General features: G+C 67.5%; 11 protein-coding genes and 1 tRNA gene. 9 read left to right on the forward strand and 3 right to left on the reverse strand.

The features are described 5' to 3' along the window. Positions 1-70: 70 nt before the first annotated feature. From ACFWRT_RS26130 to ACFWRT_RS26155, 6 genes are all read left to right on the forward strand, one after another. Positions 71-541, forward strand: coding sequence for a PaaI family thioesterase (locus ACFWRT_RS26130; protein ID WP_380953719.1), 471 nt, complete (start codon positions 71-73; stop codon positions 539-541). 619 nt (positions 542-1,160) lie between these two features. Then, positions 1,161-2,396, forward strand: a complete 1,236-nt coding sequence (locus ACFWRT_RS26135; protein ID WP_380953718.1) for a branched-chain amino acid ABC transporter substrate-binding protein — start codon at positions 1,161-1,163, stop codon at positions 2,394-2,396. 96 nt (positions 2,397-2,492) lie between these two features. Beyond that, a complete protein-coding gene (locus ACFWRT_RS26140; protein WP_380953717.1) occupies positions 2,493-3,422 on the forward strand; it encodes a branched-chain amino acid ABC transporter permease in 930 nt (309 codons plus the stop codon). Further along, positions 3,419-5,257: a branched-chain amino acid ABC transporter permease gene (locus tag ACFWRT_RS26145; RefSeq protein WP_380953716.1), complete on the forward strand. Its 1,839-nt coding sequence runs from the start codon at positions 3,419-3,421 to the stop codon at positions 5,255-5,257. The genes ACFWRT_RS26140 and ACFWRT_RS26145 overlap by 4 nt, the downstream gene beginning before the upstream one ends. A 2-nt stretch (positions 5,258-5,259) precedes the next feature. Continuing rightward, positions 5,260-6,258 carry an ABC transporter ATP-binding protein gene (locus ACFWRT_RS26150; protein ID WP_380953715.1) on the forward strand — a complete coding sequence of 333 codons (999 nt, stop codon included), beginning with the start codon at positions 5,260-5,262 and terminating at the stop codon, positions 6,256-6,258. Continuing rightward, positions 6,255-6,971, forward strand: a complete 717-nt coding sequence (locus ACFWRT_RS26155; protein ID WP_327217678.1) for an ABC transporter ATP-binding protein — start codon at positions 6,255-6,257, stop codon at positions 6,969-6,971. The genes ACFWRT_RS26150 and ACFWRT_RS26155 overlap by 4 nt, the downstream gene beginning before the upstream one ends. An 83-nt stretch (positions 6,972-7,054) precedes the next feature. Here ACFWRT_RS26155 and ACFWRT_RS26160 read toward each other — a convergent pair whose 3' ends face one another. Then, a complete protein-coding gene (locus ACFWRT_RS26160) occupies positions 7,055-7,711 on the reverse strand; it encodes an ANTAR domain-containing response regulator (RefSeq protein ID WP_030567928.1) in 657 nt (218 codons plus the stop codon). 95 nt (positions 7,712-7,806) lie between these two features. Between ACFWRT_RS26160 and ACFWRT_RS26165 the strand changes: the two genes are divergently transcribed. Together ACFWRT_RS26165 and ACFWRT_RS26170 are read left to right on the forward strand one after the other, a co-directional pair. Further along, positions 7,807-7,889, forward strand: a tRNA-Leu gene (locus ACFWRT_RS26165). 82 nt (positions 7,890-7,971) lie between these two features. Then, a complete protein-coding gene (locus ACFWRT_RS26170; protein ID WP_380953714.1) occupies positions 7,972-8,760 on the forward strand; it encodes a helix-turn-helix domain-containing protein in 789 nt (262 codons plus the stop codon). Positions 8,761-8,766: 6 nt separating this feature from the next. Here the strand turns inward: ACFWRT_RS26170 and pyk are convergent, their stop codons facing one another. Continuing rightward, on the reverse strand, positions 8,767-10,206 hold the full coding sequence (gene pyk, locus ACFWRT_RS26175; protein WP_380953713.1) for a pyruvate kinase: 1,440 nt from the start codon (positions 10,204-10,206) through the stop codon (positions 8,767-8,769). Between the two features lie 120 nt (positions 10,207-10,326). Beyond that, positions 10,327-11,058 (reverse strand): SIMPL domain-containing protein, encoded by a 732-nt coding sequence (locus tag ACFWRT_RS26180; protein WP_380953712.1) that lies wholly within the window; start codon positions 11,056-11,058, stop codon positions 10,327-10,329. Between the two features lie 142 nt (positions 11,059-11,200). Here ACFWRT_RS26180 and ACFWRT_RS26185 point away from each other — a divergent pair, with 142 nt between their 5' ends. Then, positions 11,201-13,048 (forward strand): bifunctional metallophosphatase/5'-nucleotidase, encoded by a 1,848-nt coding sequence (locus ACFWRT_RS26185; RefSeq protein ID WP_380953711.1) that lies wholly within the window; start codon positions 11,201-11,203, stop codon positions 13,046-13,048. Positions 13,049-13,097: the final 49 nt, after the last annotated feature.

The raw sequence follows: 13,097 nt of genomic DNA on the forward strand, positions 1-13,097 counted from the left end.
GTCCGCTCAGCCGTCTGGTAAGAACAGTGCACACAGCAATGAACCAGCGCAGACGATCGGAGCCGGACCCATGGGCGAGCACACCGCACCCCTCTTCCCGAGGCACGTCATCGACGAGTACGCGGCACTCGGCGTCGACCTGCCCGCCCTCTTCTCCGCCGGCCACCTCGGCGAACGCATGGGCGTGACCATCGTCGAGGCCGCCGCCGACCGCGTCGTCGGCACCATGCCCGTCGAGGGCAACACCCAGCCCTACGGCCTCCTGCACGGCGGCGCCTCCGCCGTCCTCGCCGAGACCCTCGGCTCCATCGGCTCCATGCTCCACGGCGGCGCCACCAAGATCGCCGTCGGCGTCGACCTCAACTGCACCCACCACCGCGGCGCCCGCAGCGGCCTCGTCACCGGCGTCGCCACCCCCGTACACCGCGGCCGCTCGACCGCCACGTACGAGATCGTCATCACCGACGAACAGGACAAGCGGGTCTGCACCGCCCGCCTCACCTGCCTCCTCCGTGACGCCCCCCGCCCCGACGCCGGCTGACCCCGCACCTCGGAAGCACACCGCGTCACCCCCGTACGACCCCCACCGCCCGGCCGGAATCGCCCCCGCAATCCGGCCGGGCAGCGCCATATCCCCACCAAATCCAACGGCGTTGATCACCACCCTCGGTCAACACCCTTGACGGCGCACGACGTTCCATGAGCCACTCAGCAGCCACATTGGCCTCAGCGAACTCGAACGCACCTTCGCCGCTGTAACACTGCGTAACAAGCATGAAATGTGAAAACCAGCCGCCACCCCGGCCCGAGGCCCCCGGGGCACTCCGGCACGCCCGACGCCACCCCCACCCCGCGTCAGCACCAAGATCACCCCAAGCCCCTTAGCAGAGCTGCGCGTTCTCAGCATGTGGTCATTCCGCACTCCGTGCCAAAGCCACACATCCACACCCAGGAACCTCAAGCCTTGCTCAACGGCATAACAAGAGCGTCACATCCGTCGCCGACCCGTCCCGGACACCCCCGGCTGCGCTTAGAGTCACCGCCAGTCACCGCGCCGCCGGGCACGTCTGCAGCACAACCCCCTCGCACCACCCCAGCACGGCCCGGCGACCGACACGGCACCTCAAGCAGAGGAGGCCGCGCCAGGGAAAGGACTTTTCGTGCGACACCGTTCTTTGCTCATACTCACCGCCGTGCTCACCACCGGGGCACTCACCCTCACCGCCTGCGGTTCGCGCGACGACAGCAACAACAGCGGCGACGGCGACAGCGGCACCACGACCGTCGTCATCGGCCTCGACGCCCCGCTCACCGGCGACCTCTCCGCCCTCGGCCTCGGCATCAAGAACTCCGCCGACCTCGCCGTCAAGCAGGCCAACGCCAAGAAGTTCGTCGAAGGCGTCACCTTCAAGATCGAAGCCCTAGACGACCAGGCCCAGCCGTCCTCCGGACAGCAGAACGCCAGCAAGCTCGTCGCCAACAAGGACGTCCTCGGCGTCGTCGGCCCCCTGAACTCGTCCGTCGGCGAGTCCATGCAGAAGGTCCTCGCCGACGCCAAGCTCGTCCAGGTCTCCCCCGCCAACACCTCGCCCTCCCTCACCCAGGGCCAGAAGTGGAACGAGGGAACCAAGGAGCGCCCCTTCGCCTCCTACTTCCGCACCGCCACCACCGACGCGGTCCAGGGCCCCTTCGCGGCGCAGTACCTCTTCAACGACGCCAAGAAGAAGAAGGTCTACGTCATCGACGACAAGAAGACCTACGGCGCCGGCCTCGCCGGCACCTTCAAGGCCGAGTTCGAGAAGCTCGGCGGCAAGATCGCCGGCACCGAGCACATCGACCCCGAGACCAAGGACTTCTCCTCGGTCGCCACCAAGGTCAAGAGCTCCGGCGCCGACGTCGTCTACTACGGCGGCGAATACCCCGCGGCCGGCCCGCTCAGCAAGCAGATCAAGAAGGCCGGCGCCAAGATCCCCGTCGTCGGCGGCGACGGCATCTACAGCGCCGAGTACATCAAGCTCTCCGGCGCCGAAGGCGTGGGCGACCTCGCCACCTCCGTCGGCGCACCGATCGACACCCTGCCGTCCGCCAAGGAGTTCGTCGCGAACTACGAGAAGGCCGGCTACAAGGAGCCCTTCGAGGCGTACGGCGGCTACTCCTACGACGCCGCCTGGTCGATCATCGAGGCCGTCAAGGCCGTCGCCGAGGCCAACGACGGCAAGCTCCCCAGCGACGCCCGCGCCAAGGTCGCCGAGGCCGTCGGCAAGGTCGACTTCGACGGCGTGACCGGCAAGGTCTCCTTCGACGAGTTCGGTGACACCACCAACAAGCAGCTCACCGTCTACGAGTACAAGGACGGCGCCTGGGCCGCGGTCAAGTCCGGCGAACTCACCAGCTGACACCACCCAGCCCGACCCACCACCGGCAGCGCGGGGCGCCGCACACCAGGCGCCCCGCGCTGCTCTATACCCGCCGAAAGACACGGAGGACCCGCGGTGAACGAACTGCCGCAACAGCTGGTCAACGGCCTGCTACTCGGATCGATGTACGGGCTCGTCGCCATCGGCTACACGATGGTCTATGGCATTGTCCAGCTCATCAACTTCGCCCACGGCGAGATCTTCATGACCGGCGGCTTCGGGGCCCTCACGGTCTGGCTCATACTCCCCAGCGGCACCAGCGTGCTGCTCGCACTCCCCGTCATGCTCATCGGCGCCATCCTCGTCGCCACCCTCATAGCCGTCGGCGCCGAACGATTCGCCTACCGGCCCCTCCGAGGCGGACCACGCCTCGCACCCCTCATCACCGCCATCGGCCTCTCGCTCGCCCTCCAGCAAGCCGTATGGGCCTGGTACCCGGGCGCCAAGTCCGCCCGCACCTTCCCCGAAATCCCCGGCGGCCCCTTCGAGCTCGGCCCCGTCACCATCCAGACCGGTGACGTCTTCCTCCTCATCGCCGCCCCCCTGTCGATGGCCGTCCTCGGCTACTTCGTCATGAAGACCCGCACCGGCCGCGGCATGCAGGCCACCGCCCAGGACCCCGACACCGCCAAGCTCATGGGCATCAACACCGACCGCATCATCGTGGTCGCCTTCGCCCTCGGCGCCACCTTCGCCGCCATCGGCGCCGTCGCCTACGGCCTCAAGTACGGCGAAGTCCAGTTCCGCATGGGCTTCCTCCTCGGCCTCAAGGCCTTCACCGCAGCCGTCCTCGGCGGCATCGGCAACATCTACGGCGCCATGATCGGCGGCCTCACCCTCGGCGTCGCCGAGACCATGGCCGCCGCCTACATCGCCGAAGTCCCCGGCCTCGAACAGCTCGGCGGCCAGTCCTGGGCCAACGCCTGGGCCTTCGTACTCCTCATCCTCGTGCTCCTCTTCCGGCCCCAGGGCATCATGGGCGAGCGCGTCGCGGACAGGGCGTGACCACCATGACCACCACACAGACCACCACCACGGTCACCGCACCCGCACCGACCGCCACCACCCACCGCGGCGCACTCACCCTCCCGCCGCACATCGCCCGGGCCACCGCCACCGCCGGCGGCGCACTCACCATCGTCTCCGCCTTCCTCGCCTGGACCTGGACCTCCGCCTTCCCCGGCGACCTCACCGTCTACGGCTACCCCGGCGGCCTCCAGTGGCTCGTCCTCGTCAGCGGCGTACTCCTCACCCTCTTCAGCCTCTCCTCCTACGGGATCAAGGGCCTCACCTGGCTCACCCCCCAAGGCGCCGACCCCGCCATCAGGCTCGCCGCCTACGCGGGATTCGCCACCGCCTGGTTCACGATGATCGCCATCAGCACCCAGCTCGGCGGCTTCGTCAACCTCGAACCCGGCGCCTACATCGCCCTCATCGCCACCCTCATCGGCTGGCTCGGCGCCCGCTCCCTCCCCTACCAGCGGCCCGAAACCACCCCCGCCGACCCCGAGGACAGCGGCTTCGACCAGTTCAAGCACAACCTGAGCAACCGCTGGACGATCTACAAGGGAAGCCTCACCACCGGCACCGCCCGGCCCGCGAAGACCCTCCCCTCATACGTCGAAATCCTCATCGTCGCCGCCGTACTCGCCCTCGGCCTCGCCGTCTTCACCTACGGCATCACCACCGAGTACGACGAACTCTTCATCGGCTTCCTCATCACCGCCGGCTTCGGCTTCGCGGCGATCCAGAAAGCCGGCCTCATCCAGCGCGTCTCCACCCTCACCGCGCGCCACCGCAACGTGACCCTCATCGGCGCCTTCGTCGCCGCCGCGGCCTTCCCGTTCACCCAGTCCGACGACCAGTACGCCACCATCGGCGTCAACATCCTCATCTTCGCCACCGTCGCCCTCGGCCTCAACATCGTCGTCGGCCTCGCCGGCCTCCTCGACCTCGGCTACGTCGCCTTCCTCGGCGTCGGCGCCTACGCCGCCGCCCTGGTCTCCGGCTCCCCCACCTCCCCGCTCGGCATCCACCTGCCGTTCTGGCAGGCCATCCTCGTCGGCGCCACCGCCTCCATGGTCTTCGGCGTCCTCATCGGCGCCCCCACCCTGCGCCTCCGCGGCGACTACCTCGCCATCGTCACCCTCGGCTTCGGAGAGATCTTCCGCATCGCCGTCCTCAACCTCGACGGCACCTCCGGACCCGACGTCACCAACGGCTCCAACGGCATCTCCTCGATCCCGAACCTCAACCTGTTCGGCTTCGACTTCGGCACCACCCACACCATCGCCGGATTCACCATCGGCCGCTTCGCGAACTACTTCTTCCTGATGCTGCTCGTCACGCTCATCGTGGTCGTCGTCTTCCGCCGCAGCGCCGAATCCCGCATCGGCCGCGCCTGGGTCGCCATCCGCGAGGACGAGACCGCCGCCGAAGCCATGGGCATCAACGGCTTCCGCACCAAGCTCGTCGCCTTCGCCCTCGGCGCCACCCTCGCCGGCCTCGCCGGAGCCGTACAGGCCCACGTCACCTACACCGTGACCCCCGAGCAGTACCAGTTCGCCCACGTCGTCCCGCCCAACTCGGCCTTCCTCCTCGCAGCGGTCGTCCTCGGCGGCATGGGCACCATCAGCGGCCCCCTCGTCGGCGGCGCACTGCTCTTCCTCATCCCGGCCAAGCTCCAGTTCATGAGCGACTTCCAGCTCTTCGCCTTCGGGCTCGCGCTGGTCCTCCTCATGCGCTTCCGCCCCGAGGGCCTCATCCCCAGCCGCCGCCAGCAGCTGGAATTCCACGAGAAGGACGAAGCACCCGCCACCCTCACCAAGGCAGGGGCCTGACGATGACCACCGACACCACCACCGCCGAGGCCACAGCCGTGAGCACCCCCGGCGAAACCGTCCTCGACGCCCGCGGCGTCACCATGCGGTTCGGCGGCCTCACCGCCGTCCGCTCCGTCGACCTCACCGTCAACTCCGGCGAGATCGTCGGCCTCATCGGCCCCAACGGCGCAGGCAAAACCACCTTCTTCAACTGCCTCACCGGCCTCTACATCCCCACCGAAGGCGAAGTCCGCTACAAGGGCACCGTCCTGCCACCCAAGTCCTTCAAGGTCACCGCCGCCGGCATCGCCCGCACCTTCCAGAACATCCGCCTCTTCTCCAACATGACCGTCCTGGAGAACGTCCTCGTCGGACGCCACACCCGCACCAAGGAAGGCCTCTGGTCCGCCCTCCTCCGCGGCCCCGGCTTCCACCGCGCCGAAGCCGAATCCAAGGCCCGCGCCATGGAACTGCTGGAGTTCGTCGGCCTCGACCGCAAGGCCGAACACCTCTCCCGCAACCTCCCCTACGGCGAACAGCGCAAGCTGGAGATCGCCCGCGCGCTCGCCAGCGAGCCCGGCCTCCTCCTGCTCGACGAACCCACCGCCGGCATGAACCCGCAGGAGACCCGCGCGGCCGAAGAACTCATCTTCGCCATCCGCGACAAGGGCATCGCCGTCCTCGTCATCGAGCACGACATGCGCTTCATCTTCAACCTCTGCGACCGCGTCGCCTGCCTCGTCCAGGGCGAGAAGCTCGTCGAAGGCACCGCCGCCGAAGTCCAGGGCGACGAACGCGTCGTCGCCGCCTACCTCGGCGAACCCTTCGAAGGCGACCCCGGCGCCGCCGAAGTCGCCGAGGTCGAAGCCGCCGAAGCCGCCGCCGGATCGGACACCACCGAGGCCACCGCCCCGGCAACCCCCGCCCCCGCCCCCGCGGCAAAGGCCGAGCCCAAGGCCACGACCGAGGACGCCCCCGCCACCCCCGGCGAGAGCACCAGCAAGGAGAACGACCGATGACCGCACTTCTCGAAGTCGAGGACCTGCGCGTCGCCTACGGCAAGATCGAGGCCGTCAAGGGAATCTCGTTCAAGGTCGAAGAAGGCGAAGTCGTCACCCTCATCGGCACCAACGGCGCCGGCAAGACCACGACGCTGCGCACCCTCTCCGGACTGATCAAGCCCCTCACGGGCCACATCAAGTTCAACGGCAAGTCCCTCCGCAAGGTCCCGGCCCACCAGGTCGTCTCCCTCGGACTCGCCCACTCCCCCGAGGGCCGCCACATCTTCCCCCGCATGTCCATCGAGGACAACCTGCGCCTCGGCGCGTTCCTCCGCAAGGACACCGAGGGAATCAACAAGGACATCCAGCGCGCCTACGACCTCTTCCCCATCCTCGGGGAACGCCGGAAGCAGGCCTCCGGAACCCTCTCCGGCGGCGAGCAGCAGATGCTCGCCATGGGCAGGGCCCTGATGTCCCAGCCGAAGCTGCTCATGCTCGACGAGCCCTCCATGGGCCTCTCCCCGATCATGATGCAGAAGATCATGGCGACCATCACCGAACTGCGCGCGCAGGGCACCACCATCCTGCTCGTCGAGCAGAACGCCCAGGCGGCGCTCTCCCTCGCCAACCACGCGCACGTGATGGAGGTCGGCAACATCGTCCTCTCCGGCACCGGCCAGGACCTGCTGCACGACGACTCGGTCCGCAAGGCGTACCTGGGCGAGGACTGAGGTCCTTCCCTCCGTACGCGAAGAGGCCCGCACCCCGGTTTTTCGAGCCGGGGTGCGGGCCTCTCGCTTCGGTACGTACGCGGCTACTCGGCCGCCTTCTTCTTCTCCTCGGCGTCCTCGATCAGCGCCTCCGCGAGCTGCTGCATCGACATCCGGCGGTCCATCGACGTCTTCTGGATCCACCGGAACGCGGCCGGCTCGGAGAGCCCGTAGTCGGTCTGCAGGATGCTCTTGGCCCGGTCCACCAGCTTGCGGGTCTCCAGCCGCTGGGACAGGTCCGCGATCTCGCTCTCCAGCGCCTTCAGCTCCGCGAACCGGGAGACGGCCATCTCGATGGCCGGCACGACGTCGCTCTTACTGAACGGCTTCACGAGGTACGCCATCGCCCCGGCGTCCCGGGCCCGCTCGACCAGATCGCGCTGCGAGAAGGCGGTGAGCATGAGGACGGGTGCGATGGACTCCTCGGCGATCTTCTCGGCGGCGGAGATCCCGTCGAGGACCGGCATCTTCACGTCCAGGATGACCAGGTCCGGCTTGTGCTCCCGGGCCAGCTCGACGGCCTGCTGCCCGTCACCCGCCTCACCGACGACGGAGTAGCCCTCCTCCTCCAGCATCTCCTTGAGGTCGAGGCGGATGAGGGCCTCGTCCTCGGCGATGACGACGCGGGTCGTCAGCGGCGGGACGTGCGACTTGTCGTCGTCGACGGCGTCTACGGGCTGGGGCGACTCGGGGGTGGTCACGGGGGCTCCTTGTTCCAGGGCAAGTACAGCGCCCTATGAGCCTACCTAGCAGCGGAGACCGATAGTGACCCGGTAGACTCCTCACGGGTTGGCCAGCCGGGTTGGCGGAATGGCAGACGCTGATGTCTCAAACACATCTGTCCGAAAGGACGTGCGGGTTCGAATCCCGCACCCGGTACATCCCGATGCGGATGTTCACTTGAGGGTGAACATCCGCTTTTCGCTGTCCACGTTCGAGCTGGATCACGAAGAGTGAATGCATGAACGCGCACAGTACAGAGGTACGCCAGAAGGCGCTCACCCTCCTCCAGAACGGCACCAAGGGCGCCGAGGTGGCCCGCCAACTGAACGTGCCTCGCGGCACCGTGTCGTACTGGCTCCACATGGACCGCTCCAAGCGTGGCGAGTGCCCCGGAGCGCACATCCCGTTGTGCCACCGATGTGACGGCACACCCCTCGACGAGCCCGCCTACGCGTACCTGCTCGGCCTTTACCTGGGCGACGGCCACATCAGCCAATACTCGGCGCACCGGGCCCCCAGCCTCATGATCGCACTGGACAACGCCTGGCCAGGTATCCAGGACGAAGCAGAGGCCGCGTTACGCAAGGTGTTCCCTGAGAACGCCACGTGCCGGGTCCGCAGGACCGGCTGCCACAACATCAAGGTCTACTCGAAGCACCTCGCCTGCCTGTTCCCCCAGCACGGCCCCGGCCGGAAGCACGAGCGCGACATAGCCCTGGAGCCCTGGCAGAAGGCAATCGTCGACGCACACCCCTGGCAGCTCGTACGGGGACTCATCCACTCCGACGGCTGTCGCATCACCAACTGGACCACACGCATGGTCGGTGGCGAGCGGAAACGCTACGAGTACCCCCGGTACTGGTTCACCAACGTCTCCGACGACATCCGCCGCCTCTACACCGACACCCTCGACGCGCTCGGCATCGTATGGACGCACTGCACACGTGCGGGCAAGCCCTACAACATCTCCGTAGCCCGACGGGCATCCGTCGCCCTCATGGATGCGCACGTCGGGCCGAAATACTGAGCCGTCCTACTTCGGGCTGTCGTCCTCGCCCACGTGGTGGACGCGGACCAGGTTCGTGGAGCCCGAGACGCCGGGCGGGGAGCCGGCGGTGATGACCACGATGTCGCCCTTCGCGCAGCGGCCGATGCGGAGGAGTTCCTCGTCTACCTGGGCGACCATCGCGTCCGTGGAGTCGACGTGCGGGCCGAGGAAGGTCTCGACGCCCCAGGTGAGGTTGAGCTGGGCGCGGGTCGCTTCGTCGGGGGTGAAGGCGAGGAGCGGGATGGGTGAGCGGTAGCGGGAGAGGCGCTTGACCGTGTCGCCGCTCTGGGTGAAGGCGACGAGGAACTTGGCGCCGAGGAAGTCGCCCATCTCGGCGGCGGCCCGCGCGACCGCGCCGCCCTGGGTGCGGGGCTTGTTGCGTTCGGTGAGGGGCGGGAGGCCCTTGGCGAGGATGTCCTCTTCGGCTGCTTCGACGATGCGGGACATGGTGCGGACGGTCTCGATGGGGTATTTGCCGACGCTGGTCTCGCCGGAGAGCATCACCGCGTCGGTGCCGTCGATGATCGCGTTGGCGACGTCGGAGGCTTCGGCGCGGGTGGGGCGGGAGTTGTCGATCATCGAGTCGAGCATCTGGGTAGCGACGATGACCGGCTTGGCGTTGCGCTTGGCGAGCTTGATGGCGCGCTTCTGGACGATCGGGACCTGCTCCAGGGGCATTTCGACGCCGAGGTCGCCGCGGGCGACCATGATGCCGTCGAAGGCGGCGACGATGTCGTCGATGTTCTCGACGGCCTGGGGCTTTTCGACCTTGGCGATGACGGGGAGGCGGCGGTCTTCCTCGTCCATGATGCGGTGGACGTCGTCGATGTCGCGTCCGGTGCGGACGAAGGAGAGGGCGATGAGGTCGGCGCCGGTGCGCAGGGCCCAGCGGAGGTCGTCGATGTCCTTCTCGGAGAGTGCGGGGACGGAGACGGCGACGCCGGGGAGGTTGAGGCCCTTGTTGTCGGAGACCATGCCGCCTTCGATGACGGTGGTGTGGACGCGGGGGCCGTCGACGTCGGTGACTTCGAGGGTGACGCGGCCGTCGTCGATGAGGATGCGTTCGCCGGTGGTGACGTCGGCGGCGAGGCCGTCGTAGGTGGTGCCGCAGATGTCGCCGTTGCCTTCGTTTTCGAGGGGTTCGACGGTGATGGTGAAGGTGTCGCCGCGTTCAAGGAGTACGGGGCCTTCGCGGAAGCGTCCGAGGCGGATCTTCGGGCCTTGAAGGTCGGCGAGGATGCCGACGCTGCGGCCGGTCTCTTCGGAGGCTTTGCGGACGTGGTGGTACCGCTGCTCGTGTTCGGCGTAGGAGCCGTGGCTGAGGTTGAAGCGGGCGATGTCCATTCCCGCTTCGACCAAGGCCTTGATCTGGTCGTATGAGTCGGTGGCGGGTCCCAGGGTACAAACGATTTTCGCTCGGCGCATGGTTCGAGCCTAAACCTTACCTACGGGTAGGTATTTGGCTCGGCATGACACCTCAACAACCTTTGGGTGAAGGGTTGTTGACAAGTGTTGAATTGTGCAGCGGCCCGCTCCGATGAGCGTTTATCCGAGGGCCGGCGGGATGAGGGTGAACGACGCTTCGACCTGGGCGTCGATGGTCTGGCGTACGGGTTCGAGGTTGATCGGGGCGGCGTCGGCGGCTTCGACTCCGCCTGCAGCTGCCGCGAAGGGCATGGATTCGGCGAAGGCGGCGCGGCCGAGGGGGGTGTGGTGGGTGCCGGTGTCGTTGAGTTCGAGGAGGGCGCCGAGGCGGGTGTCGAGGGCTTCGGCGTATTCGCGGGCGCGCTGGAGGGTTTCGCGGACGGCTTGGCGGCGTGCGGTGGCGTGGTGGGGTGAGGTGGGGCGCAGGGACCACCAGGGGCCGTCGATGCGGGTGAGGTCGTGGTCGGCGAGGCGGGTGATGAGTTCGCCGAGGGTGGTGAAGTCGTTGAGGGTGGCCGTGAGTTGGATGTGGCCGTGGTAGGCGCGGATGCGTTCGGCGCGGCCGTGGCGGGTGAGTTCGGGGTTGATGGTGAGGGTGCCGGTTTCGAGTTTTTCGATGGTGTCGCCGTAGCTCTTGATGAGGTCGAGGGTGGTGGTGTTGCGGTCGGTGAGGTCGTCGAGGGTGGTGCGGCGGTCGGTGCCGCGGGCGGTGAGGGTGATCGTGATGTGGGCGAGTTCGGGGTCGACTTCGAGGTGGGCTTCGCCGCGGACGGTGACGTGGGGGGTGTCGGGGGTGCCGTAGGGGTGGTGGGTGGCGGTGGATGCGGTCTGGGGCGTGGGGGTTTCGGTCATGCGTTCACTGTGGCACGGGGGTGGGTGTGGAGGTGGTGTGTCGGGGGTCATCGGATCGAAACCTGTGCGGGGTGTTGCGTGGAACGGGGGGCGGGTCAGAATCTACGCGCGTTGCCCGTACTGAACGAGGAGTGAGTGAGCGATGTCGTTGAACCCCGTGGACCGCAGGACGTTTCTGGGCCGTTCGGCTGCCGCCGGTGCGGGGGTGGCGCTGGCGGGTGGTGCGGTCGTGAGTACGGCGGGTGCGGCCGAGGCGCACGGCCGCGGGCATGGGCATGGGCATGGGCACGGTCATGGGCGCCCCGGCAAGCGGTACTCGTTCACCGTGATGGGCACGACCGATCTGCACGGGAACGTCTTCAACTGGGACTACTTCACCGACAAGGAGTACGACGACGCGGCCCACAACGACATCGGTCTGGCGAAGATCTCGACGTTGGTGGATCAGGTGCGCCGGGAGAAGGGGCGCCGGAACACGTTGCTGATCGACGCGGGTGACACGATCCAGGGCACGCAGTTGTCGTACTACTACGCGAAGGTCGATCCGATCACCGCGCGGCGCGGTCCGGTGCATCCGATGGCGAAGGCGATGAACGCGATCGGCTATGACGCGGCGGCGCTGGGGAATCACGAGTTCAATTATGGGATTCCGGTGTTGCGGAAGTTCGAGGAGCAGTGTGATTTTCCGCTGCTGGGCGCGAATGCGCTGGATGCGAAGACGTTGCGGCCGGCGTTCGCTCCGTACGTCATCAAGCGGTTGCGGACGCCGTTCGGGCGGGATGTGCGGGTGGCGGTTCTCGGGTTGACGAATCCGGGGATCGCGATCTGGGACAAGGTGAACGTGGGCGGGAAGATGGTGTTCCCGGGGTTGGAGGAGCAGGCGGCGAAGTGGGTGCCGAAGCTGCGGTCGATGGGTGCTGATGTGGTGATCGTGTCGGCGCATTCGGGTTCGTCGGGGACGTCGTCGTACGGGGATCAGTTGCCGTACGTCGAGAATGCGGCGGGTCTGGTGGCGGAGCAGGTGCCGGGGATCGACGCGATTCTGGTGGGGCACGCGCATGTGGAGATCGCCGAGCATTTCGTGGTGAACAAGGTGACGGGGAAGCAGGTCGTTCTTTCGGAGCCGGCGAAGTGGGGGCAGCGGCTGACGGTTTTCGATTTCGATCTGGTGTGGGAGAAAGGGCGCTGGACGGTCGAGAAGGCGGGTTCGCGGGTGCTGAACTCGAATGCGGTGGCCGAGGACCGGAAGGTGGTGTCGTTGCTGCGGGCCCAGCACCGGAAGGTGGTGGCGTATGTGAATCAGGTGATCGGTACGTCGGTGGTGGCGATGTCGACGGCGGATGCGCCGTGGAGGGACGAGCCGATCATCGATCTGATCAACCAGGTGCAGACGGAGACGGTGGCGGCGGCGCTGGCGGGTGGGGAGTACGCGGCGCTGCCGGTGTTGTCGCAGGCGTCGTGTTTCTCGCGTACGGCGGGGATTCCGGCGGGTGAGGTGACGATCCGGGATGCGGCGGGGCTGTATCCGTTCGAGAACACGCTGGAGGCACGGCTGCTGACGGGTGCGCAGTTGAAGGAGTATCTGGAGTATTCGGCGCGGTATTACGTGCGGACCGCTCCGGGTGGTCCGGTGGATACGGCGAAGCTGACGAATGCGGACGGGATTCCGGATTACAACTATGACGCGGTGTCGGGGGTGACGTACGACATCGATATCGCGCAGCCGGTGGGGTCGCGGATCGTGGGGCTTTCGTTCGAGGGGAGGCTGGTGGATCCGGCGGCGCGGTTCGTGTTCGCGGTGAACAATTACCGGGCGAGTGGTGGGGGTAATTTCCCGCATGTGCCGGGGGCGAAGCAGGTGTGGGCGAATTCGGACGAGATCCGGAACACGATCATCGGGTGGGTGCAGGCGAAGGGGTCGGTGGATCCGGCGGCGTTCGCTTCGGTGGGGTGGCGGCTGACGCGTGAGGGGACGCCGGTGTTCCCGTAACTGGTTGGGGGGTGCTGTTTCGTTCGGCCCGGGTCTCCGTGTGGTGGAG

This window comes from Streptomyces cyaneofuscatus (assembly GCF_042718795.1).
In the GTDB taxonomy this organism is placed as follows: Bacteria; Actinomycetota; Actinomycetes; order Streptomycetales; family Streptomycetaceae; genus Streptomyces; species Streptomyces cyaneofuscatus_A.